A 23079-nucleotide genomic window follows, 5' to 3' on the forward strand; every position below is an offset into this window, starting at 1 on the left:
AGCGTGCGGATCACCTGGTGGGGGCACGCCACTACCACTATCGAGGCGAACGGCACGCGGCTCCTCACGGACCCTGTGCTGACCTCACGCATCGCGCATCTCCGCCGGCGCCGCGGACCCGCTCCGAGCTCGGAGGCCGGGCGGTGTGACGCCGTACTGGTCTCACATCTGCACGCTGATCACCTGCACGTCGCCTCGCTGACCAAGGTCTCGCCGGACGCCGCTCTGGTCGTGCCGCGTGGTGCGGCGAAGCTGATCCACCTGCACGGTGGCGCCGCGTACTCGGACCGTTGCATAGAGGTTGCCCCCGGCAACCAGGTGAAGATCGGCTCGCTCGAGATCACCGCGGTCACGGCCCACCACGACGGCCGTCGGCTGCCCTGGTCGGCCCACACGGGACCGGCGCTCGGGTTCCGGGTGGAGGGTACGCCGAGCGTCTGGTTCGCCGGTGACACCGACCTGTACGACGGATTGGCCGCGGAGGCCGGCCCGGTCGACCTGGCCCTGGTGCCGGTCGGCGGGTGGGGTCCGTCGCTCGGACCGGGGCACCTGGATCCGGTCCGCGCGGCCGAGGCGGTTCGCCGGGTCGAGGCCCGAATGGCGGTGCCGGTCCATTTCGGGACGTTCTGGCCGATCGGGCTCGACTGGGTCAAGCCCGAGCTGTTCTTGCCGCCGGGGGAGCGGTTCAAGATCGCGATGGCCGACGTCGATCCGGCCGTGAAGGTCGAGCTGCTCGCGCCGGGCGAGTCGACCGAGGTCAACCTATGAGCGGGGACGCGCGGTTCGATCTCTGGTACTTGTTCGCGCTGGCCGGTGCCGTCCTGATCGGCGCGGTCCTGCCGGTGCTGCCGACGGGTGCGGCGGTCTCGGCCGGTGCCGTGCTGGCCTCGCACAGCAACCCGATCGGGCTCGTCGGTGTGCTCATCGCCGGTGCGGGTGGTGCGTACGTCGGAGATCTGATCGTGTACGCCGGGTGCCGGTTCGGCGGCGAGCGGCTGGCCAAACGGATCGGTTGGCTGCGCGACAACGCCTCACTGGACGCACTCCGCGATCGCCTCGCCGAGCACGAGATCGGGGTGCTGCTGACCTCCCGGCTGATCCCCGGCGGCCGGGTCCCGGTGCTGCTCGCGGCCGGGCTGGCCGGGTACAAGTGGGAGCGGTTCGCGATCGTCGACCTGGCCGCGTCCTCGTTGTGGGCGGCGGTCTACATGGCGATCGGGCTGCTCGGCTTCGCGTTGTTCGACAAGCCGTGGCAGGGCGTGCTGGCGGCGATCGTGCTCGTCGTACTGACCACAGTGGTCAGCAGCCTGATCCAACGGGCCCGGCACAAGCACGCCGCCGCCGCCAAGGCGTCGGAGTCACAGGCCGAATGACGCGCCGGTGAGCCGCTCGATCGCGTCCGGGCTGCCGTCGAGCTGGACGTCCGCGACCTGTTGCCGGCCGGAGCAGAACAGCACCAGCTCCCCGGCCTGACCGGTGACCGTCACCGAGCCGCGCTCGGTGGTCCGCTTCGCGGTTGTCGACGTACCGTCCGGCAAGGTGAGCACGACCCCGGTCGGCGCCTTCCGGAGCATCGTCTTGGCGGCGAGCTTCAGGCCCTTCCAGAGGGCTTCGGACTGCCCGTCCGGCAAGGTGCGGACGTCGTACGTCGGTTGCGCCCGGCGGACGTCCTCGTGGTGGATGAAGTACTCGCTCGTGTTCAGTTGGTGACCGAGCTTGGGCAGCGAGTAGATCGTGAATCCGGGCGGGCCGTTCCGGACCTTGTCGACCACCTCGGTGAAGCTGTAGCGCTCCTTGGCCCGCTTCATCCGGCGTTCGGTCGTATCCGCGAGCGCCGAGATCATGATCCCGGGCCCGGCCAGCGGATCGGCCTCCCGGACATAGAGATGGACGGCGAGATCGTAGGTGTCCCATCCCTCACACAGAGTGGGCTGATCGGGACCCAATTGATCGAAGAGGTCACACAGAGCGAGTCGTTCCACCCGGCTGTAGTCGGTCACATCTCGATCGTAGCCACCAAGTACGAGCGACTCCCGATTTGGTCGGTTCCGACCGGAACAAGACACCGGACCCGGGCGCCGGAGTGGCAGAATGTCAATCGTTGTCATGCCCGAGTTCTGTGTACGCACCTGACTGTCCTGGAGAGCGTCTTGCCCATGCCGAAAGTTCCCGACAAGGGCAGCGTCACTCGGCGAGGGCTGGCGGTGCTGCGGGTCGCGATCTGGGAAGAGCCGCGGATCTTCGCGCTGTCGGTGGTGGCCGGCGCGCTGTACGGCGCGATGACCGTCGCCGGTGGTTGGGCCTTGGGCTGGTCGACCGACCATGTGCTCCGGCCGGCCTTCGACTCCGGGCGGACCACCTCCGGCGCGATCGCGACGCTGATCACGCTGTTCCTCGGGATCGCGATCCTGAACGCGATCGGTGTGGTCGGGCGACGGGTCGGGGCGGGAGTCATGCAGTTCCGGCTGCAGGCGACGTACCGGCGCCGGGTCACCCGGCAGTACCTCAAGCTTCCGCTCGAGTGGCACCACCAGCACTCGACCGGCATGTTGCTCTCGAACGCCAACGCGGACGTCGAATCGACCTGGTTCGTGATCGCGCCGCTGCCGATGGCGATCGGTGTGCTCGCGATGCTGGCCTTCGCGACCGCCGCGATGTTCATGGCCGATGCTTGGCTCGCGCTGGTCGGCTGCCTGGTGTTCCCACTCGTGTTCGTCGCGAACGTGATCTTCCAGCGGTACCTGCAGCCGCTCGCTACTCGCGCGCAGCAGCTGCGCGCGGACGTGTCCGAGGTTGCGCACGAGTCGTTCGACGGCGCGCTGGTGGTGAAGACGCTGGGCCGGGAGGCTGCGGAGACCGAGCGCTTCCGGACTCCGACGTACCGACTGCGGGACGCGAACATCGCGGTGAACAAGGCCCGAGGCATGTTCGACCCGGTCATCGACGGATTGCCCCGGCTGGGTGTGCTGGCGGTGCTACTGGTCGGTGTCGGCCGGGTCCGGTCGGGCGGCGCCGACGCGGGTGACGTGGTGCAGGTGGCCTTCTTGTTCACGCTGATCGGCTTCCCGATCCGGGCGCTCGGCTGGGTCCTCGGTGAGCTGCCGCGGTCGGTTGTCGGCTGGGACCGGATCCAGCGGGTGCTCACCGCCAAGGGCGGGATGGAGTACGGCGACGCCACGTTGACTTCGCCAAACGCGGCCCGGCTGCAGGTGGGCGACGTACGGTTCGGGTATCTGCCGGGGCGTGACGTGCTGGCCGGGCTCGACTTCACCATCGAGCCGGGGCGAACCATCGCGATGGTCGGCCCGACGGGTGCCGGGAAGTCCACGATGACGACGTTGCTGATGCGGCTGATCGATCCTGAGCACGGCGCGATCAAGGTCGACGGTGTCGATCTGCGGAGGCTCGCGCGGGACGAGTTGGCCGGGTCGGTTGCGCTGGTGGCCCAGACGGCGTTCCTGTTCGACGACACGATCCGCGGCAACATCACGCTCGGCGGTGACTACAGCGACGACGACGTCTGGGACGCGCTGAGGATCGCCCAGGGCGACGGCTTCGTGAAGGAGCTGTCGCACGGCCTGGACACCAAGGTCGGCGAACGCGGTACGACGCTATCTGGTGGCCAACGGCAACGAATCGCACTGGCGCGGGCGCTGGTACGGCGACCTCGCTTGCTGATCCTGGACGACGCGACCAGCGCGGTCGACCCGCAGGTCGAGGCGCGGATCCTGGCCGGCCTGCGTTCGGCGGTTCAGGGCGCCCAGGCCGCGACGACCGTCCTGGTGATCGCGTATCGCAAGGCGACGATCTCGCTGGCCGATGAGGTGCTCTTCCTCGACGACGGCCGGATCGCCGCTCAGGGCAGGCACCTGGAGCTGCAGGAGAGGTCGGCCGCGTACCGCGACCTCGTCGATGCCTACGAGAAGGACGCCGAGCGCCGACTGGAAGAGGCGGAACTCGAAGCCGAGCTGGACGATCTCGACGCGGAAGGAGCATCCGCATGAGCGGGATTGAGGCTAGTCGGCTGGATCACGGGGACAACGCAAGTGGGTTGGACACCCTGCGGCAGGGGTTGAAGGTGTCGCCGGAGTTGGCCAACGGCTGGGTGGTGACGATGATCCTGGCGATCGTGATGACGGCCGGGCGGATCGTCGTACCGGTTGCTGTTCAGCAGACGATCGACAAGGGGCTGACGCGCACGGGCGGCCCGGATATGTCGTATGTCGCGTGGATGTGCGCGGTCTGCGCGGTGGGTGTGGTGGTGACGGCGGCCGCGGCGTACCTGACGACCGTGCGGCTTGCGATCAACTCCGAGCGCGGGCTGGCCACGATGCGGATCAGGGCGTTCCGTCACGTGCACGACCTGCCGGTGCTGACCCAGAGCACCGAACGCCGGGGCGCGCTGGTCAGCCGGGTCACGTCGGACGTCGACACGGTGTCGCAGTTCCTGCAGTCCGGTGGACTCCTGTTCCTGGTCAGCATCGGGCAGATGCTGCTCGCCAGCGTGGTGATGTTCTTCTACTCGTGGCAGTTGGCGCTGGTGGTGCTGATCTGCTTCATCCCGCTGTTCGCGAGTATCAAGTACCTGCAGCGGGCGATGTCCTCGGCGTACGGCGTGGTCCGCGCGAAGGTCGGCGAGATGCTGTCCGCGATCGCCGAACCGGTCGTCGGCGCGCAGGTGGTCCGCGCGTACGCGATCGAGAAGCGGACGCAGGACCGGATCGACGCGTCGATCGAGAGCTACCGGCGACAGGCCACGAAGGCGCAGACGATCACCGGAGCGACGTTCTCGATCGGTGGTCTCGCGGCCGGTCTGGCCAACGCGGGTGTGCTGACCGCGGGTGTGCTGCTCGGTGTGGACAAGCAGGCGACGCTCGGCGAGATCCTCGCGTTCATGTTCCTGGTCGCGCTGTTCTCGGATCCGGTGCAGATCGCCACTCAGGTGCTGACCGATGCGCAGAGCGCGTTCGCCGGCTGGCGACGGGTGCTCGGCGTGATCGCGACACCGGCCGATGTGGTGGACCCGGGGGAGTCGGGTGTGAAGCAGCCGCGGGGGCCGATCACGGTCGAGTTCGACGACGTGGACTTCGCGTACCCGGAGGGCGAGTTGGTGCTGCGGGATGTCGACGTACGCATCGAGCCGCACCGGCGGGTCGCGGTCGTGGGCGAGACCGGATCGGGCAAGACGACGTTCGCGAAGCTGTTGACGCGGTTGATGGATCCCACCGACGGGTCGGTCCGGCTGGACGGGGTGGATGCGCGGGAGATCTCGTTCGAGTCGCTGCGGGAGCGGGTTGTGATGGTGCCGCAGGACGGGTACCTGTTCGACGCGCCACTGTCCGAGAACGTGCGCTTCGGACGTCCCGAGGTGACGGACACTCAGCTACTCGCGGCGTTCGAGTCGCTTGGGCTGACGGACTGGCTGGAGTCGTTACCGGACGGCCTGGAATCGCCGGTCGGGCAGCGGGGTGAGTCGATGTCGGCGGGTGAGCGTCAACTGGTCGCTCTGGTCCGGGCGAACATCGCGGACCCCGATCTGCTTGTTCTGGACGAGGCGACGTCGGCTGTCGACCCCGGCACCGAGGTGCGGGTGAACGCCGCGCTGGAGCGGCTGATGGCCGGACGTACGTCGGTCACGATCGCCCACCGGCTGTCGACAGCGGAAGCGGCCGACGAGGTGCTGGTCTTCGACAACGGTGAGATCGTCGAACGCGGTCCGCACGCGGAGCTGGTCGGTGCCGGCGGTGTGTACACGCGACTGCACGACAGCTGGATCGCCCAGAGCAGCACGATCTAGATCGGCGGACGGCCGGGACCCAGGGAGGGAGGGTCCCGGCCGCGCGCCCGTTCAACTGGTCAGACCGGGGTCATCCGGTCCGGCCAGGCCGGCTGGTCAGACCGGTGCCGTGCCGTTGGCGCCCGCCTGCGGCACCAGCAGGAACTCGACACTGCCCTTGTCGTCGACTGCCGCGTCGAGAACCTTGTCGTCCAGTGCGTTCGCTGCGTTCTGCTCGAGGAACACCCGCGCACCGGCTTCCTCGACCACCTGGTCACCAGGCCGCGGCGCCTCCGTCGTGGTCACCGCAAGCGCCGGATCCGCCGGGTTGTCCTGCGAGATCCGCACTCCGGCTCCGTCCGGCGCGCCCTCGACCCCAGTGATGCTCTTGATCACCAGCGTCGCGTTCTCAGTCAGGGTAAGCACAACAACTCCAAACGTCAGACATCATCGAGCCCACCCCGTGCCCGATCCCCCCACCCCCAAACAACACACCCCCCGCCCCCCGGCCCCCGGCGTACTGCCATGTCCGACTTTGTGCACGCAGTCCGTACGGCGGAGCCTCGGGGACACGGATCTCGTGCACAAAGTCGGGAAGACCGAGCGGCGTCGGGGGGTGGGCTGGCGGGGTGGGCTGGTGGGGGTGGGGTTAGGCGGCGGTGCGCCAGGTGGGGGGAGGGCCGGTACGGCGGGATCCGCGGTCGAAGGCGGCGTGAAGGCGGCGGACGAGGTCGTCGGGGCGCAGTACGGCGTCCTCCCAGCCGAAATGGACGAGTTCGAGGCCGTGATCCGCGAGTTGCTGATCACGGACGAACGCCCGGCGGAGCAGCCAGCGGCGCTCGCTCGACGTCGGCGCCTCGAACTTCTCGAGTCCATCGGCCTCGCCGACCGTGCGGAACTCCGGCCACCAGAAGTCGACCCGGTACGGCGACCAGCCGCTGCCGCCACCGATCTGCGCCTGAAGGATCGGAGCCGGCACGCCCTTGTCCGCGAACATCACCCGGGAGTACGACTCCAGCGCTGACTCGGACCGGGGGTCCCCGAGAGCGACCGCCGCCCGCGCCTTGTGCACACCGGGCCAGCGGTACTGGCGGTCCAGTACCGCATCGAGATCGGCCCGCGACACGGATCCGCGCAGAGCGTGGTCGACGGTCACGATCGACTGCCGGGGTGGGAGCTCGCGCGCGATGTCCACCGTGGTTCGCGCGTCCGATGTCAGCCACAGACCGCGGTACAACTGGAGGTCTTCTGCGGTGAGCCCTGCCTTGCGGAGTACGACGTCGTCCCGTAGTTGGTTCCGTCGGCGACCTGGTTCGCAAGTCAGCCACATCTGGTTCACCGACGTTCGGTGGTCTTGGTTCGTCCAGACGAGCAGCCCAGTCAGTTCGGCCGCAGTGAAATGGCTGATGACCGACCGCGGATGCGCTGCCTGGGCACACGCAGCGACTGCGTGCCGGACGTCGAGGCCCCCGGTGACGTACCGTGCGTGCGCGTGGTGCAGCTGACCCTTGCGCACCAACCGCTCGATGTCGTACTTGCGCAGCCCGAGTTCCTTGAGCTCCTCGTGCCTCAACGGTCTGGCCCATCGGTCGATCAACCGCCTCCGCACCTCGTCCCCGAGCCTCTCCATCCCCCAATCCTCGCCGAACCACCCCCCTGCCCGCCCCCTCCGCCCCGCGACCTGTGGACAACCCGACTTTGTGCACCAGATCCGTACTTTTGCGGGTCTGTCGTACGGATCTGGTGCACAAAGTCGGTTCTCAGAGCGGCCGCCGTCCCGCGGGCCGGGTCGGGGGCCGGGGGCGGGGGTGGGGGCCCGGGGGTGGGCGTGGCGGGTCGGGCGGGGGGCGGGGTGAGTCGTGGTGTGGGATGGAGTGGTGACTATCGAATTGACGACTCCTGAGGTCGAAGGTCTGGGCGAAGCGGTCGGCGCGCTGCGGGAGTGGCAGCGGGAGGGGGGTCCGATTCAGCTGCACCCGGGGGATCTTGGCTGGTTCTGGCGGTTCGGTGCGGAGGTGACCGCGGCGGCGACGCGGATCTGGCGGCGGGACGGGGAGATCGTCGCGGTCGGGTTGCTGGACGATCCGGAGTTGTTGCGGATCGCGATTGCGCCGGACGCGGTGCAGGACGAGGAGTTGGCGGAGCGGTTGGTCGCTGATGCGTCTGCGCCCGAGGCCGGCGTACTGATCGAGGGCAAGGTGTACGTCGATGCTCCGGTCGAGGCTCTGGTCCAGGGTCTGTTCGTCAAGGCGGGCTGGGAGCCTGGGCAGCCGTGGGTGCCGTTGCGGCGGGATCTGGGTGCGGCCGTTCCGGATCCTGGGTTGCGGGTCGACGTCATTGGTGCCGAGGAGGCGCATGAGCGGACCGGGGTCCAGCGGGCGTCGTTCGACGGGTCGACGTTCACGGACGCGCGGTGGCACGCGATGGCCGACGGCGTGCCGTACGACGACGCCCGCTGCCTCGTCGGTCGTAACCAGTTGGGTGAGTCCGTGGCAGCCGTGACGATCTGGTCAGCTGGTGCGGGGAAGCCGGGATTGTTGGAGCCGATGGGCGTGCACCGGCTGCACCGCGGTCGTGGCTACGGCCGCTCGATCACGCTCGCGGCAGCAAAGGCGTTGCAGGAGCTGGGGTCGTCCAGCGCGGTGGTGTGCACGCCGGCGTTCAACGTCGGCGCGGTCGCCACCTACCAGGCGGCAGGCTTCGAGCCCTTCGGCGAACTACGCGACCTGGTCCGCAACCCCTAGTGCCCCGCGTCGGCCGCGCGCAGGACCCGGCGGATGTTGCCGTTGGCAAGCTTCGCCAGCTCCGCGTCGCTCCAGCCGTCGTCGGCCAGAGCAGCGAACAGCATCGGGTATGAGGCGACGTCCGGGAGCTCGGCGGGGAAATCGGGGCAACCGTCGTAGTCCCCGCCGATGCCGACGTGGTCAACGCCCGCGACCTCGCGGACGTGGTTCACGTGCGCAACCACGTCCGCCACCGTGACGTCGGGCGCCGGCGTGCCGTACAGCTCGGCGACCTTGGTCCGGTCCGCAGGCTTCATCGGGTCCAGCCCCTGATCCTCCGCGACCGACCGAGCGTCCTCGACCCAGTCCGCGAACGCCTTCGAGACGAACGGTGGAACGAACGTCACCATGCAGACCCCGTCGTTGCGGGCCAGCGTTTCGAGCACGTCGTCCGGCACGTTCCGCGGTACGTCGCAGATCGCGCGCGCCGAGGAATGACTGAAGATGACCGGCCTGCTCGTCACCCGCAGCGCGTGCCGCATCGTGTCCGGTGAGACATGGGAGAGATCGACGAGCATGCCGATCCGGTTCATCTCCCGGACGACCTCCTCGCCGAAGTCGTTCAGGCCGCCGAGCACGGGCGCGTCGGTCGCCGAGTCCGCCCAGGACACGTTGTGGTTGTGCGTCAGGGTCATGTACCGCACGCCCAGCGCGCGCATCAGTCGCAGCACACCGAGCGACTCGCCGATCGAGTGGCCGCCCTCCATGCCCATCAACGAGGCGACCCGTCCAGCCGCGAGCGCCGCGTCGACCTCGTCCGCCGACGCCGCGAGCTGCAGGGCCGATGGGAATCGCTCGACCAGCCGCCGGACGAAATCCAGCTGCTCGAACGTCCGCCGGACCGCGTGCTCGTCCTGCGGCACCCACAACGACCAGAACTGTCCACCGACGTGACCAGCCCGCAGCCGCGGCAGGTCCGTGTGCAGCTCAGGGACCGAACCACTCAGGTCATACGCATCCAGGTCGTACTCGCAGAGCTCGTAGAACGCGATCGGCAGATCGTTGTGCCCGTCGATCACCGGATGCGCGCCCAACAGTTCCTGGACTCGTTCGCTGTTCTGGACTCCCATGGTCAGGACCGTACCTCTCATCGGGGACAATGGGTGGGTGAGCATCGACGAGCTGACCTTCGACGCGGCCGGGTTGATCCCGGCAGTGGTGCAGCAGTACGACACGCGCGAGGTCCTGATGGTGGGCTGGATGAACGCCGAGGCGGTCCGACGGACCGTGGAGACCGGCCGGAGTACGTTCTGGTCGCGGAGCCGCCAGGCGTACTGGGTGAAGGGCGAGACCAGCGGCCATCGTCAGCACGTCAAGGAGATCCGCGTCGACTGCGACGCCGACACCCTGCTCCTGCTCGTCGACCAGGAAGGCCCGGCCTGCCACACGGGCACCCGCAGTTGCTTCGAGCACGGCGAGATCGAGGTCAAGGCATGAACTCACCGGACCTCGAGACCTTCCGCGACTACGCCAAGGACCGCCGGGTCATCCCGGTGACGCGGCGGCTGCTGGCCGACGCCGAGACGCCGATCGGTGTCTACGGCAAGCTCGCGGCCGAGCGCGTGGGCACCTACCTGCTCGAGTCGGCCGAGAACGGCGGGGTCTGGTCGCGCTACTCGTTCATCGGCGTCCGGTCCGCCGCGACCCTGACCGAGCGGGACGGCCAGGCAGTCTGGACCGGCAACCCACCGGTCGGCCTGCCCAAGACCGGTGACCCGCTCGAGGCGCTCCGCGAGACGCTCGAGATCCTGCACACGCCCCGGCTGCCCGACCTGCCGCCACTGACCGGCGGCATGGTCGGCTTCCTCGGGTACGACGCCGTCCGCCGGCTGGAACGGTTGCCGGACTCAACGACCGACGACCTCGGCCTGCCCGAGCTCACGTTCCTGTTCGCCACCGACCTGGCCGCGCTCGACCACGAGACCGGCGAGATCTGGCTGATCGCGAACGCGGTGAACTGGGACGACTCCGACGAGCGCGTCGACGAGGCGTACGCCGATGCCGTCCGCCGGCTCGACGCGATGGAGGCCGATCTGGCCAAGCCGACCCCGTCGTACGTCGTCCGCGCGGACCGGACCGCGCAGCCCGACCCGCACCGGCAGCGCTCGAGCGCGGAGTATCGCGAGGCGGTCGAGCACGCCAAGGAGGAGATCCGGGCCGGTGAGGCGTTCCAGATCGTCGTGTCCCAGCGGTTCGAGCTCGAGACCACCGCGAGTGCCCTGGACATCTATCGGGTGCTCAGAAGGTCGAATCCGAGCCCGTACATGTACCTCGTCCGCCTGGACGGCTTCGACATCGTCGGCTCCAGCCCCGAGGCGCTGGTCAAGGTCACCGACAACAAGGTGATCCTGCACCCGATCGCCGGCACCCGCCGCCGCGGCGCGACGCCGGAGGAGGACCACGCGCTGGAGCAGGAGTTGCGCGCCGACGCCAAGGAGCGCGCCGAGCACCTCATGCTGGTCGACCTCGGCCGTAACGACGTCGGCCGCGTCTGCGCGCCCGGGACGGTCGAGGTCGTCGACTTCATGGACGTCCGGCGGTACAGCCACGTCATGCACCTGGAGTCCACGGTCACCGGTCAGCTCGCGGCCGGCAAGACCGCCTTCGACGCCCTCACCGCGGCCTTCCCGGCCGGAACGTTGTCAGGGGCACCGAAACCTCGGGCGATGGAGATCATCGACAAGCTCGAAGTGACCCGACGCGGCGTGTACGGCGGTGTCGTCGGCTACCTCGACTTCGCCGGTGACGCCGACACCGCGATCGCCATCCGGACCGCGGTCCTGCGCGGATCGACGGCGTACGTGCAGGCGGGCGCGGGCATCGTCGCCGACTCCGACCCGGCCTCGGAGGATGCGGAGTGCCGCACCAAGGCCGCCGCCGTCCTGAACGCGATCGCCGTCGCCGGAACGTTCAGCGAAGTCGTATGAAGCCACAGCGAATCGTTGACCTCTGCACCGTGCTGGCGTTGGCCCTGCTCGCAGTATCGGCCTACCTGACCTGGTCCGCGGCGGATCCGGGCAGCGGTCGCCCAGTCGTCAACTTCAACGGCTACACGGTCTCCAAGGCGCCCGTCACGCTCGCGCTCGCCTCCGTGGTCGCCGTGGTCTGCACAAAGCTCGCAGGTACGGCGTTACGCCGCGTGCTGGGCGCATTGGTGCTGCTGATGGGCGTCGCCGCGATCGGCGTGGCACTTCGAGTGCGGCCCGACGTTGACGAGCTGAGCCGGATCCGGCCGGAGCTGAGCCAGGCGGTGACCGATCGAGTCACTCTCGACGGTGGCCCGGCGCCCTGGTTCGCGCTGGCCGGGGGAGTGGCACTGGTCGCCGCGGGCCTCATCGCCGTACTGACCGCTCACCGGTGGCGAAGGGCTACCGCGCGGTACGAGCGTGATCCGGCCGTGGCGGCGACGGATCAGGGCGCCGATCAATGGAAGGCGATCGACGCGGGACAGGACCCAACTGTCTGAACTTGGCGGGCTACCGCCACAATAGGACGGACGACGACGAGGAGTGGCGCTGATCATGGACAATACGACTGCCGATCAAGTAGCGACGCGGGAGAGCGAGGACGCTTCCCACGATCTGCCCCACGATCTGCACGGCAACAGCCCGGCGGCGTGGACCGCGGTGGTCATCGTTCTGGTCGCGTTCACGGTCGGCGCGATCGCGATGGTGCTCGGTCCGAACTGGGTGCTGTTCTGGATCTCGGTCGGCATCGCCGTGGTGGGTGCGCTGGCCGGTAAGGTCATGCAACTGCTGGGCTTCGGGGTCCCGCACGACGACGACCACTGAGGGGCGACGGACATGACTGTGCTTGACGACATTCTCGCTGGGGTCCGTGAGGACCTGGCGGAGCGCCAGGCGCGGGTCAGCCTGGACGACCTGAAGCAGGAGGCCCAGCGCAAGCCCGACGCCAAGGACCCGATGCCGGTGTTCCGCGGTGACGGGATCGCGATCATCGCCGAGGTGAAGCGGTCCAGCCCGTCCAAGGGCGAGCTGGCCGAGATCACCGACCCGGCCGCGCTGGCCGGTGAGTACGAGGGCGGTGGGGCCGCGGCGATTTCGGTCCTGACCGAGAAGCGCCGGTTCAACGGCAGCCTCGACGACCTGCGCGCGGTCCGTGGCCGCGTCGACGTACCGGTGCTGCGCAAGGACTTCATCGTCTCGTCGTACCAGCTCTGGGAGGCCCGCGCGGCCGGCGCCGACATGGTGCTGCTGATCGCGGCCGCGCTGGAGCAGGAGGCGCTGGTCTCGCTGATCGAGCGGGCCCACTCGATCGGGCTCTGCCCGCTGGTCGAGGTCCACGACGAGGAGGAGACCCGGCGTGCGGTGGACGCCGGAGCTCAGCTGATCGGTGTGAACAACCGCAACCTGAAGACGCTCGAGGTCGACCGCGACACCTTCGCCCGGGTCGCGCCGACCATCCCGGCCAACCTGGTCCGGGTGGCGGAGTCCGGGGTTCGCGGGCCGCATGATGTAATCGAGTTCGCGCGCGCCGGGGCCGATGTCGTCCTCGTCGGTGAATCCCTGGTGACCGGCCGCGATCCTCGCGCCTCGGTCGCCGACCTCGTCGCCGCCGGATCGCACCCCGCCATCCAGCAGCGGCACTGAACTTCCCGGCCGGTCCAAACGGCACGGGGCCGTAACTCTCCCGTGCCGTCTGGGCCGGGATCGGAAGGTTTGTCGGATGAGTACTGTGCTGCCCGACCAGCTCGGGCACTTCGGCCGTTTCGGCGGCAGGTTCATGCCGGAGGCGCTGATCGCGCCGCTCGACGAGCTCACGACGGCGTGGCGCGAAGCCATGGCCGACCCCGAGTTCACCGGTGAGTTCGACCGGATGCTGCGCGAGTACGCCGGTGTCCCGAGCCTGTTGTACGACGCCACCCGGCTGTCCGAGGTGGCCGGCGCGCGGATCCTGCTGAAGCGTGAGGACCTCAACCACACCGGCGCGCACAAGATCCGCAACGCGCTCGGCCAGGCGTTGCTGACCAAGCGGATGGGCAAGACCCGCGTCATCGCCGAGACCGGCGCGGGTCAGCACGGCGTCGCCACCGCGACCGCGTGCGCCTACCTGGACCTCGAGTGCGTCGTCTACATGGGCGAGGTCGACACCGAGCGGCAAGCGCTGAACGTGGCCCGGATGAAGCTCCTCGGCGCCGAGGTGATCCCGGTCACGACCGGCAGCCGGACGCTGAAGGACGCGATCAACGAGGCCCTGCGCGACTGGGTCGCCAGCGTTGACAAGACCCACTACATCCTCGGTACGGCGGCTGGTTCGCACCCGTTCCCGGCGATGGTGCGTGACTTCGTCCGCGGCATCGGCGACGAGGCGCGCGCCCAGTCCCTCGAGCTGCTCGGCAAGCTGCCGGACGCCGCCGTCGCGTCGGTCGGTGGCGGGTCGAACGCGATCGGCCTGTTCGCCGCCTTCATCGGTGACGAGGACGTGAAGCTGTACGGCATCGAGCCCGGCGGCGACGGGTTCGAGACCGGTCGGCACGCAGCCACGATCACGGCCGGGCAGGTCGGCGTACTGCATGGTGCGCGGTCGTTCCTGTTGCAGGACGAGGACGGGCAGACGATCGAGTCGCACTCGATCTCGGCCGGTCTGGACTATCCCGGCGTCGGGCCCGAGCACGCATGGCTGGCCGAGACCGGGCGGGCGTCGTACCGACCGATCACGGACGCCGAGGCGATGGAGGCGTTCAAGCTGCTGTCCAGGACCGAGGGCATCATCCCGGCGATCGAGTCCGCGCACGCGGTCGCGGGTGCGGTCGACATCGCCAAGGAGTTGGGGCCGGAGGCAACCATTCTGGTGAACCTCTCCGGTCGTGGCGACAAGGACATGGACACCGCCAGCAAGTGGTTCGGCCTGATCGACTCCGGAGCGAGCAATGAATGAGGTGGTTGCCCTCGGCAAGGCCGGGGCCGCGATCCGGAAGGCGAACGACGAGGGCCGCGGTGCCCTGATCGGCTACCTGCCGGCCGGGTTCCCGACGTACGACGGTGGCATCGACGGGATCAAGGCGATGATCGACGGTGGTGCCGACGTCCTCGAGATCGGTCTGCCCTACAGCGACCCGGTGATGGACGGTGTCACGATCCAGCGCGCCACCGAGACTGCTTTGGCCGGTGGCCTGCGGACCCGTGACGTGCTGAGCACGGTCGAGAAGGCCGCGGCGTACGCCGATGTGCCCGTGCTCGTGATGACGTACTGGAACCCGATCGAGCGGTACGGCGTGGACCGGTTCGCGGCTGACTTCGCCGGGGTCGGGGGAGCGGGGCTGATCACGCCCGACCTGATCCCGGACGAGGGCGCGGAGTGGATCACGGCCGCGGACAAGCACGCGCTGGACAAGGTCTTCCTGGTCTCGCCGTCGTCGACCGACAAGCGGATCGCGATGACCACGGCCTCGTGCCGTGGCTTCGTCTACGCGACCGCGGTGATGGGCGTCACCGGGGCGCGGGACAAGCCATCCGACCTCGCGGCCCCGCTGGTGGCCCGGACGAAGTCGGCGACCGGTCTACCCGTCGGTGTCGGTCTCGGCATCTCGAACGGCGACCAGGCGGCCGGTGTGGTGGCGTTCGCGGATGCGGCGATCGTCGGCGCGGCGCTGGTCAAGGCCCTCGGGGACGGCGGCCCGGCCGCGGTCCGCAAGCTCACCGAGGACCTGGCCGAAGGCGTCCGCCGGGAACCTCGCTCGTCCGTTGATCGTTAGAACCGCCGTGAGTCGAACCAGGAACGCCGCCCTGCTCTTGGCGGCGGTGGCTCTGCTCGCTTTAGCGGGCTGTGCCGGTAAGCAGGAGAAGGCGGACAACCCCGGTGGTGCGGTGATCCGCACCACGCAGGACCCCAACGGGCTGCGCGGGGCGACGCTCGACCGGCCGTATTCGATGCCCGCGGCAACCCTGACCGACACCGGCGGGAACGCGTTCAACCTCGTCACGTCGACGAAGAAGCCCGTCACGCTGGTGTTCTTCGGTTACACGAACTGCCCCGACGTGTGTCCGACCGTGATGGCCGACGTCGCGTCCGCGCTGACCAAGCTGGACCAGTCGGTGCGGGACCAGGTCCAGCTGCTGTTCATCACGACCGACCCCTCGCGCGACACCGGTCCGGTGATTCGCAAGTATCTGGACCGTTTCGACCCGTCATTCATCGGACTGACCGGTTCGCTGGATTCGATCAAGGACATCGCGAAGGCCGTCGGCGTACCGGTGGAAGGGATGCAGAAGCTTCCCTCCGGTGGGTACGAGGTCGGCCACGGCGCTCAGGTGATCGGCTTCGGCAAGAACGACAAGGCGAACGTGCTCTGGTTGTCGAACGCCGCGATCGGTGACCTGGCGCACGACTTCGGGAAGCTGGTCGAGGACAACCAGTGAACCGACGGCCCTGGTTCGGATGGGTCTCGCTGGTGGCGCGGTTGGTGCTGGGCGGCGTGATGCTGGTCGCCGGCGCGCTGAAGGTGACCGATCCGGAGACCGCCGCCCAGGCGGTCCGCGCGTACGAGCTGTTGCCTTCCGCACTGGTGGAGCCGGTGGGCTGGGGTCTGCCGTTCCTGGAGATCGCGATCGGGTTGCTGTTGATCGTCGGCTTCGGTGTCCGCGCCGCAGCGGTGGCCGCGGGTGTGTTCCTGCTCGTGTTCATCGCGGCCGTGGGTTCCGCGTGGGCTCGTGGGTTGTCGATCGACTGCGGCTGCTTCGGCGGCGGTGGTCAGGTCGCGCCCGGTGAGGCGAAGTACCTGCAGGAGATCCTGCGCGACCTCGGCCTGCTGCTGCTCGCAGCGTGGCTGTGGTTGAACCCCGCCAGTAAATTCTCACTAGAACCCGATCAGCATGTCCCGACAGGAGTCACCGCGTCGTGAGCAGTTCCAAAACCCCCGTGAATCCGCTGGCGCCGCAGCAGAAGCGCCGGATCTCGCCGGGGATCATCGTGGCGATCGTCCTGGTGCTGGCCCTGGCCGGCGGCGTCGGCGTGCAGTACTGGCGTGGGCACTCCAAGGTCTCGGTGAGCCCGACCGGCCAGGTCGAGCCGGCCGTCATCACCGGGCCGGGGACCGCCGGCAAGGGCGTGACCGTCGGCACCGAGGGCGCCAAGGCGAACATCGACCTGTACCTGGACTTCCGCTGCCCGCACTGTGCCGAGTTCGAAGAGCAGACCGGCGCGACCATCGACAAGCTGGTCCAGGACGGCACCGCCACGCTGACCTACTGGCCGCTGGCCTTCGTCAACCCGAACGCCTCGCCGCGGCTGGCCAACGCGTTCGCCGCGGCGGCCGCGAGCGGCAAGGCGCTCAGCTACGCCGACGAGATGTACGGCGACTTCTCGAAGTCCTGGACCACCGACCAGCTGATCGAGCTGGGCAAGCAGTTGGGCGTCAGCGACGCCAAGTTCCAGCAGGCCGTGCAGAACAACACGTACGGCGGTTGGCTCGACAGCGTCTCGAAGGCGGCCGACGACCGGGGAGTGACCGGCACGCCGACGGTCTTCGTCAACGGCAAGCAGCTCGACCCGAAGCAGCTGACTCCGGACGGCCTGCAGCAGGCCGTCGACGCGATCGCGAGCTGAGGGCGAGATGGCGACGTACGACGTCACGCTGGACAGGTATTGGGTCCCCATCGTGACCATGCGTTCCTGGCCGTGGTCCGGTGGGTCGAGTAGCGTCTCCCCTTGCCATGTCTAGTCTGATTCCCGCCGTGATGGTCCCGGCGTTCATCCCCAGCCCGAGCCAGGGTGTCTGGCACGTCCTCGGCCTACCGATCCGCGCGTACGCGTTGTGCATCCTGGCCGGCATCTTCGCCGGGTACTGGCTCGGCCGCCGCCGGTGGGTCGCCCGCGGCGGTGCGCCGACGGTGCTGGCCGACATCATGTTCTGGGCCATCCCGTTCGGGTTGGTCGGCGCCCGGATCTACCACGTCGTCACCGACGCCGAGCTGTACTTCGGCGCGGGCAAGCACCCGATCGACGCGCTGAAGATCTGGCACGGCGGCCTCGGCATCTGGGGTGCGGTCGGCTTCGGTGCGCTCGGCGCGTGGATCGCCTGCCGGCGGGCCAAGGTGCCGTTCCTCGCGGTCGCGGACGCGATGGCGCCCGGGATCGCGCTGGCGCAGGTGTTCGGCCGGTTCGGCAACTACTTCAACCAGGAACTCTTCGGCAAGCCGACGACGCGGCCGTGGGGCCTGGAGATCTCGCCCGAGCACCGCCCGGACGGGTACGCCGATTTCGCCACCTTCCACCCGACGTTCCTGTACGAAGCGATCTGGAACCTCGGCGTGATGGCGCTGGTGATCCTGGTCGGCCGTCGCTACAAGCTCGGCCACGGCCGCGCCTTCGCCCTGTACGTCGCCGGCTACACCGCCGGCCGGGCGTGGATCGAGAACATGCGCATCGACACCGTCAACCACTTCCTCGGCCTCCGGCTGAACGTGTGGACGGCGATCATCCTGTTCGTCCTCGCCGTCGTGTACTTCGTCATCAGCGCCCGCAAACGCCCAGGCATCGAAGACATCTCCACCGGCCCCGCCGCCGGCAAGCCGACCGACGCGACGCCTGCAACCGCTGATGCCGCGGAGGCTGAGGCCGAGGACGACTCGCCTGCCGAGGCTGACACCAAAGATCCGGACGCCGAAACAACTGATCCCGAGACTTCGGAATCTGAGACAACCGACCCGGTGGTGGATCCGGACGCGGAAAAGCCTAAGGTTGAGGTTCAATCCACCAAGGGTTCTGATCCAGTAGACGGGTCTCGTGACTGAAGTTCCTGGCGTATCGGCTGAGCATCATGGGGATCACACTCACCGTGATGTGAATGGTGGATGGCTGCGGCCGGCCGTGTTCGGCGCCATGGACGGGCTGGTCTCGAACTTCGCGTTGATCGCGGGCATGGACGGCGGTACGGCGTCCGGCTCCCAGGTGATCGTGCTGGCCGGGCTGGCGGGTCTGGCCGCGGGTGCGTTCTCGATGGCGGCGGGGGAGTACACCTCGGTCGCCTCCCAGCGTGAGCTCGCCCGCGCCGAGATCGAGATCGAACGCAGGGAGATCGAGCGTCACCCGGTCGACGAGGAGATCGAGCTCGCCGAGACCTACCGCGCCAAGGGCCTCGACCCGGATCTGGCCGGCAAAGTCGCGAAGCAGTTCCACACGAACCCGGAGCAGGCCCTCGACGAGCACGTGCGCGAAGAGCTCGGCATCGACCCCAACGATCTGCCGAAACCGCTGATCGCGGCCGCGTCGTCGTTCATCTGCTTCGCGGTCGGCGCGTTCATCCCACTGCTTCCGTACCTGCTCGGCGCGGGCAGCGTCATACCGGCTCTGATCATGTCGCTGACCGCGCTCTTCATCTGCGGCGCGGTCGTCTCCCGCGTGACCAGCCGCTCCTGGTGGTACTCAGGCCTGCGCCAACTCCTCCTCGGCGGCCTCGCCGCAGCCCTCACCTATTTCGTCGGCACCCTGGTAGGCCCCGGCATCGGCTGATCGCGGCCGTTTCGCGTCGCCGTCCGGGGGTATCGGCTGGAGATGACGGCGGATGAGCGGACTGGCGGGCTGGTGCGGTACCTGACGGTAGCCACTGCCATGCGGGTCGCCAACGACGGCGCGGCGGTCGGCCTGGCGCTACTCGCCTACGATGTGCTGCCCGTGCGAGCCTCGACCATCGCGGGTCTGATGGTCGCCGCGCTCATCACGCCGCACCTGACCGGTCCCTGGATCGGGCGCCTTCTGGCCGGCCGACGTGACACCAGGCCGCTGCTGGCGATCATGTTCATCGGGTACGGCGTCGCCGTGGCATCGGCCGCTTTGCTGCTAGGGCGCGCACCCAATGCCGTCGCGGTCCTGGCGGCGCTCGCTGCGGGATGTGCGGGCCCCTTTCTCGGTGGTGGCTTGACGAGCCGGCTGCCAACGAATGCGACGCGAGCGATGGCGCTGGACAGCGCGACCTGGGGAGTCGCGACCGCGGCCGGCCCCGCCGTGGCGGCGGCGCTGGCTCTGACGATCGGATCGAGGATCGCCCTGCTGCTGTTTGCCGTCACAGCTGTTGGCGCCGGTCTGCTCGTCTTCTTACTGCCCGCAGCGCCCGGCCGCCAGGGCGTGCCTCTCGTACTCCGGACAACGGAGGTTGTCCGGCTCGTTCTCGTCTCGCGGTTACTCGTCCGGGCTGTCGCGGCGGCCGGCCTCGCCGGGGTGGGGATGGGCACCTTGCGAGTTGCCGCGCCGCTGCTCAGCGAGGAGCTCGATCGCTCCGCGGCGCAGGGTGGTGTGCTGATCGCGCTGTATGGGGCGGGCAGTCTGGGCGGAAGCCTGGCGGTGGCCGCCTTCCGGGTCCCTGGGAGGCCGGATCGGGCCGCCGCGGTTTGCCTCGGCTTGATGGCACTCACAATCCTCGGAGCTGCTGAGGCTCCGTCGTATCCGGTCGCACAGGTCTGCTTCGTGCTGTTCGGACTGGCGAACGGCCCGTTCATCGCCGCCACACTCCAAAGCTGTCTGCTCCATGCGCCACCTGTCGCCCGGACCCAGGTGCTCATCCTGGCTTCCAGCATCCGCGTGCCGACTGCCGCGGCATCCGGTGTGCTGGCGGGCTTCGCCGGTGGTGCTGGTGGCGATTCCATCCTGATGGCTGCCGCACTGGCACTCGCCCTGGCCGCGGCGGCGGCCGCCTTCCTCCGACCGATCAGTCCGGCATCGGCTGAGTGTGGGTGAAGAGCCCGGTGTACGCGTTGAGAGCGGGTTGACCGCCGAGGTGGGCGTAGAGGACGTTGGAGTTCGCCGGGATCTCGCCGTTGCGGACAAGATCGACCAGACCAGCCATCGACTTCCCCTCGTACACAGGGTCGATGATCATGCCCTCGAGCTGTCCGCTCAGCCGGATCGCGTCCATCGTCGACTCCACCGGGATCCCGTACTCGTCACCGGCCCACCCCTCGAGGACGACGATCTCCTCGTCGTCCAACGTCCGCCCGAGCCCGATCAGCTCCGCCGTCGCCCGCGCGATCCGCGCGACCTGGTCGTGCGTCTCCTGCAGCTTCGCGCTCGCGTCGATCCCGATCACCCGCCGCGGCCGCTCCTGCCCGGCGAACCCCGCGATCATCCCGGCCTGCGTCGACCCGGTCACCGCGCACACCACGATCGTGTCGAAGAAGACCCCGAGCTCACGCTCCTGCTGCTCGACCTCATAGGCCCACTGAGCGAACCCGAGCCCGCCGAGCTTGTGATCCGAGGCACCGGCCGGGATCGCGTACGGCGTCCCTCCGCGCGCCTCGACGTCCGCGAGAGCGTCCTTCCAGCTGTCCTTGAACCCGATCCCGAACCCGGACGGGTCCAGCCGCACTTCGGCACCCATGATCCGGCTCAGCATGATGTTCCCGACCCGGTCGTTGAGCGCGTCCGGCCAGTTGACCCAGTTCTCCTGGACCAGAACGGCCTTGAGACCCACCTTCGCCGCGACGGCCGCGACCTGGCGGGTGTGGTTCGACTGATACCCACCGATCGACACGAGCGTGTCGGCACCCTGGGCCAGCGCGTCCGGGATGAGGTACTCCAGCTTCCGCGTCTTGTTCCCGCCGTACGCGAGTCCCGAGTTGCAGTCCTCGCGCTTCGCCCAGATCCGGGCCCCACCGAGATGCGCGCTCAACCGATCCAGTGGATGCACCGGGCTCGGCCCGAACACCAACGGATACCGCGGAAAGTCACCCAGTCCCATCCGATCCTCCACAAACTCGCTCGCCCGACGCCGGGTCCTGACTACTCTCCTCAGGTGTTCCCCAGCGAGATCGACGTTCTCCCGGCCACGTACCTCGACCAGCTCGGCACCATCTTCGCCCGCTTCGGCGCCGACACGCAGGATTCCGGCAATGTCTCGTACGGCGTCCAGACCGCCACCGCTAGGTACTTCGTCAAGACCGCCGGCGACCCCGACGACACCGCACCGTACCTCGACTTCGACGGCCGCACCGGCCTCCTCCGCACTGCGGCCCAGCTGGCCGAATCCGTTGCCCATCCGGTCCTCCCGATCCTGCACGCGGTGATCGAGTCACCCGCCGGTCCGATCCTCATCTACGAATGGCGCACCGGCGAACACCTCGGCACCAACCGCGACGACCCGGCCAGCGCTCATCAACGCTTCCGCGCCCTCCCACCGGCTGAGATCCTCGCGGCCCTGGACGCGCTCTACGAGCTGCACGCGAAGCTGGACGCCGCCGGCTGGGTCGAGGGAGATTTCTACGACGGCGCCCTGCTCTACGACTTCACCACCCGGCAACTCACCGCGATGGACCTGGACACTTACCACCGGGGTCCGTACCGGAACACGATGGGCCGCATGTTCGGGTCCACCCGCTTCATGGCGCCGGAACAGCTTTCGCTCGGTGCCCCGATCGACACCCGGACGACGGCGTACGTCCTGGCCCGGGCCGGCGAGCTCTTCTTCCCCGAGCCACCGGACCCATTCCGAGCTGTGCTGCAGGAGGCGACCACGGCCCGCTTCTCGAGCTTTCGTGCGTTCTACGATGCTTGGGTGACGGCTTCGGCCATGACGTCCGAGAGCCTCAGCAATCGCTCGACGTGATCGCCGGGGTCGGGTTGGCCGAGTGACCAGGCGGCCCGCGCGACGAGAGTGACGGCCGTGATCAGGACCGTGCCTCGTCGTACGACGGGTGCCGGCCAGCTGGACGCGCTGCCGCGCTGGTAGGCGGTGAGAAGCTCGTCGATCGGGTGGTCGGTGGACAGGAGTAGGTAGGCGAGGTCGAAGCCCAGTGGGCCGATGCCGAACTGTTCCCAGTCGGTCGCGATCACGTGGTCGCCGTCGCGACGCAGGAGGTTCCCGGGATGCGCGTCGCCGTGGATCACCTGCTGGGGCAAGCGATCCAGCTCCGCCATCACGTCGGAACGCCGTACCCACAATTGCTCGCAGTGGTGCCTCAACGCGGCAGGCAGGTCTGCGGACAGCAGCGGCGTCCACCCGCCACGCCGCTCGTCGTTGGCCAGCCGGTCCCGCAGGATCCGATCCGCGAACCACTCGGCCGGCTCGAATCGGCTCACGCCGAACTGCCCCAAGGCGTCGGCGAGCTCCACCGGCTGGACGAACCCCGGATCAACCGCGACCGTCCACACCGTGATCCCGTCGGCGTCGCGATCGACCTTCAGACAGTGGGGAGCGCGCAGCCCAGCGGTTGTCTCGACCAGCCCGCTGCCCGCGACCTCGGCCTGCCGCCGCCAGTACGCATAGTGATTCGGCTGCTCGACCCCGGGCAGCAGCCGCTTGGCGACCAACCCGTCCGGAGTCCGCCAGACTCCGCCGTTGGACACCCCGGTCCCCGCGGTGAGAGGGATCCAGTCGCTCTCCGGCTGCCATTCCATCGGTGCAGATCTATCACCCGACGAGCTCAGGTCGCGGTCAGATCTCGGCAGGTGAATTTCCGGGCTTCACAGGTGGTTGCCACGGCACTTGACTGGGAAGATAGGGCCAGTAGTGAGCGCTTGCTTACTGAGCGTGAGTAGACGCGGTTTCAGGGCGTGCTGCGGTGGGACGGG

At 68.8% G+C, this 23079-nt stretch carries 25 protein-coding genes; 19 read left to right on the top strand and 6 right to left on the bottom strand.

The window, feature by feature from the left end; translation table 11 throughout:
- The first annotated feature begins 3 nt into the window (after positions 1-3).
- Entirely contained in the window at positions 4-768 is a 765-nt protein-coding gene (locus ACWF4Z_RS11660; RefSeq protein ID WP_452242933.1) for an MBL fold metallo-hydrolase, read from the top strand.
- Complete coding sequence (locus tag ACWF4Z_RS11665) at positions 765-1373, top strand: DedA family protein (RefSeq protein ID WP_452242934.1); 609 nt, start codon at positions 765-767, stop codon at positions 1371-1373. Before ACWF4Z_RS11660 ends, ACWF4Z_RS11665 begins: the two co-directional genes overlap by 4 nt.
- Here ACWF4Z_RS11665 and ACWF4Z_RS11670 read toward each other — a convergent pair.
- Positions 1359-2000: a TIGR03085 family metal-binding protein gene (locus ACWF4Z_RS11670; protein WP_452242935.1), complete on the bottom strand. Its 642-nt coding sequence runs from the start codon at positions 1998-2000 to the stop codon at positions 1359-1361. The genes ACWF4Z_RS11665 and ACWF4Z_RS11670 overlap by 15 nt on opposite strands.
- Before the next feature lie 156 nt (positions 2001-2156).
- On the opposite strand from ACWF4Z_RS11670, the gene ACWF4Z_RS11675 reads away from it, so the two are divergent.
- A complete protein-coding gene (locus tag ACWF4Z_RS11675) occupies positions 2157-4004 on the top strand; it encodes an ABC transporter ATP-binding protein (protein WP_452242936.1) in 1848 nt (615 codons plus the stop codon).
- Positions 4001-5797 carry an ABC transporter ATP-binding protein gene (locus ACWF4Z_RS11680; protein WP_452242937.1) on the top strand — a complete coding sequence of 599 codons (1797 nt, stop codon included), beginning with the start codon at positions 4001-4003 and terminating at the stop codon, positions 5795-5797. The genes ACWF4Z_RS11675 and ACWF4Z_RS11680 overlap by 4 nt, the downstream gene beginning before the upstream one ends.
- 96 nt (positions 5798-5893) lie before the next feature.
- On the opposite strand, the gene ACWF4Z_RS11685 is transcribed toward ACWF4Z_RS11680, so the two are convergent.
- A complete protein-coding gene (locus tag ACWF4Z_RS11685; RefSeq protein ID WP_452242938.1) occupies positions 5894-6202 on the bottom strand; it encodes a Fe-S cluster assembly protein HesB in 309 nt (102 codons plus the stop codon).
- Between the two features lie 223 nt (positions 6203-6425).
- Complete coding sequence (locus ACWF4Z_RS11690) at positions 6426-7406, bottom strand: hypothetical protein (RefSeq protein WP_452242939.1); 981 nt, start codon at positions 7404-7406, stop codon at positions 6426-6428.
- 247 nt (positions 7407-7653) lie between these two features.
- Here ACWF4Z_RS11690 and ACWF4Z_RS11695 point away from each other — a divergent pair, with 247 nt between their 5' ends.
- The gene (locus ACWF4Z_RS11695) at positions 7654-8520 is read left to right on the top strand and encodes a GNAT family N-acetyltransferase (protein WP_452242940.1); all 867 of its coding nucleotides are present in this window, start codon (positions 7654-7656) and stop codon (positions 8518-8520) included.
- Here ACWF4Z_RS11695 and ACWF4Z_RS11700 read toward each other — a convergent pair.
- Positions 8517-9629: a dipeptidase gene (locus ACWF4Z_RS11700; protein WP_452242941.1), complete on the bottom strand. Its 1113-nt coding sequence runs from the start codon at positions 9627-9629 to the stop codon at positions 8517-8519. The genes ACWF4Z_RS11695 and ACWF4Z_RS11700 overlap by 4 nt on opposite strands.
- 37 nt (positions 9630-9666) lie before the next feature.
- Between ACWF4Z_RS11700 and hisI the strand changes: the two genes are divergently transcribed.
- The 13 genes from hisI to ACWF4Z_RS11765 all read left to right on the top strand — a co-directional run bounded on the left by hisI (position 9667) and on the right by ACWF4Z_RS11765 (position 20250).
- Positions 9667-9996, top strand: a complete 330-nt coding sequence (hisI, locus tag ACWF4Z_RS11705) for a phosphoribosyl-AMP cyclohydrolase (protein ID WP_452242942.1) — start codon at positions 9667-9669, stop codon at positions 9994-9996.
- Entirely contained in the window at positions 9993-11486 is a 1494-nt protein-coding gene (locus tag ACWF4Z_RS11710; protein ID WP_452242943.1) for an anthranilate synthase component I, read from the top strand. The genes hisI and ACWF4Z_RS11710 overlap by 4 nt, the downstream gene beginning before the upstream one ends.
- Positions 11483-12025 (top strand): Trp biosynthesis-associated membrane protein, encoded by a 543-nt coding sequence (locus ACWF4Z_RS11715; protein WP_452242944.1) that lies wholly within the window; start codon positions 11483-11485, stop codon positions 12023-12025. Before ACWF4Z_RS11710 ends, ACWF4Z_RS11715 begins: the two co-directional genes overlap by 4 nt.
- 55 nt (positions 12026-12080) lie before the next feature.
- Positions 12081-12350, top strand: coding sequence for an HGxxPAAW family protein (locus ACWF4Z_RS11720; RefSeq protein ID WP_452242945.1), 270 nt, complete (start codon positions 12081-12083; stop codon positions 12348-12350).
- Positions 12351-12362: 12 nt separating this feature from the next.
- On the top strand, positions 12363-13169 hold the full coding sequence (gene trpC / locus ACWF4Z_RS11725) for an indole-3-glycerol phosphate synthase TrpC (RefSeq protein ID WP_452242946.1): 807 nt from the start codon (positions 12363-12365) through the stop codon (positions 13167-13169).
- A gap of 76 nt (positions 13170-13245) precedes the next feature.
- Positions 13246-14457 (top strand): tryptophan synthase subunit beta, encoded by a 1212-nt coding sequence (gene trpB / locus ACWF4Z_RS11730; RefSeq protein ID WP_452242947.1) that lies wholly within the window; start codon positions 13246-13248, stop codon positions 14455-14457.
- The gene (gene trpA / locus ACWF4Z_RS11735) at positions 14450-15274 is read left to right on the top strand and encodes a tryptophan synthase subunit alpha (protein WP_452242948.1); all 825 of its coding nucleotides are present in this window, start codon (positions 14450-14452) and stop codon (positions 15272-15274) included. Before trpB ends, trpA begins: the two co-directional genes overlap by 8 nt.
- Before the next feature lie 7 nt (positions 15275-15281).
- Complete coding sequence (locus tag ACWF4Z_RS11740) at positions 15282-15938, top strand: SCO family protein (RefSeq protein ID WP_452242949.1); 657 nt, start codon at positions 15282-15284, stop codon at positions 15936-15938.
- A complete protein-coding gene (locus ACWF4Z_RS11745) occupies positions 15935-16420 on the top strand; it encodes a MauE/DoxX family redox-associated membrane protein (protein WP_452242950.1) in 486 nt (161 codons plus the stop codon). Before ACWF4Z_RS11740 ends, ACWF4Z_RS11745 begins: the two co-directional genes overlap by 4 nt.
- On the top strand, positions 16417-17124 hold the full coding sequence (locus ACWF4Z_RS11750) for a thioredoxin domain-containing protein (protein WP_452242951.1): 708 nt from the start codon (positions 16417-16419) through the stop codon (positions 17122-17124). The genes ACWF4Z_RS11745 and ACWF4Z_RS11750 overlap by 4 nt, the downstream gene beginning before the upstream one ends.
- A 107-nt stretch (positions 17125-17231) precedes the next feature.
- Positions 17232-18311: a prolipoprotein diacylglyceryl transferase gene (gene lgt / locus ACWF4Z_RS11755; RefSeq protein ID WP_452242952.1), complete on the top strand. Its 1080-nt coding sequence runs from the start codon at positions 17232-17234 to the stop codon at positions 18309-18311.
- Positions 18312-18360: 49 nt separating this feature from the next.
- Complete coding sequence (locus ACWF4Z_RS11760; protein ID WP_452242953.1) at positions 18361-19029, top strand: VIT1/CCC1 transporter family protein; 669 nt, start codon at positions 18361-18363, stop codon at positions 19027-19029.
- 42 nt (positions 19030-19071) lie between these two features.
- On the top strand, positions 19072-20250 hold the full coding sequence (locus ACWF4Z_RS11765; protein ID WP_452242954.1) for a hypothetical protein: 1179 nt from the start codon (positions 19072-19074) through the stop codon (positions 20248-20250).
- On the opposite strand, the gene ACWF4Z_RS11770 is transcribed toward ACWF4Z_RS11765, so the two are convergent.
- Positions 20222-21250, bottom strand: a complete 1029-nt coding sequence (locus ACWF4Z_RS11770) for a 1-aminocyclopropane-1-carboxylate deaminase (RefSeq protein ID WP_452242955.1) — start codon at positions 21248-21250, stop codon at positions 20222-20224. The genes ACWF4Z_RS11765 and ACWF4Z_RS11770 overlap by 29 nt on opposite strands.
- Before the next feature lie 54 nt (positions 21251-21304).
- On the opposite strand from ACWF4Z_RS11770, the gene ACWF4Z_RS11775 reads away from it, so the two are divergent.
- Complete coding sequence (locus tag ACWF4Z_RS11775) at positions 21305-22114, top strand: hypothetical protein (RefSeq protein WP_452242956.1); 810 nt, start codon at positions 21305-21307, stop codon at positions 22112-22114.
- Here ACWF4Z_RS11775 and ACWF4Z_RS11780 read toward each other — a convergent pair.
- On the bottom strand, positions 22051-22905 hold the full coding sequence (locus tag ACWF4Z_RS11780) for a phosphotransferase family protein (protein ID WP_452242957.1): 855 nt from the start codon (positions 22903-22905) through the stop codon (positions 22051-22053). The two genes, ACWF4Z_RS11775 and ACWF4Z_RS11780, sit on opposite strands and share 64 nt — an antisense overlap.
- Between the last annotated feature and the right edge of the window lie 174 nt (positions 22906-23079).

The sequence above is a fragment of the Kribbella sp. NPDC055071 genome, from assembly GCF_053608045.1.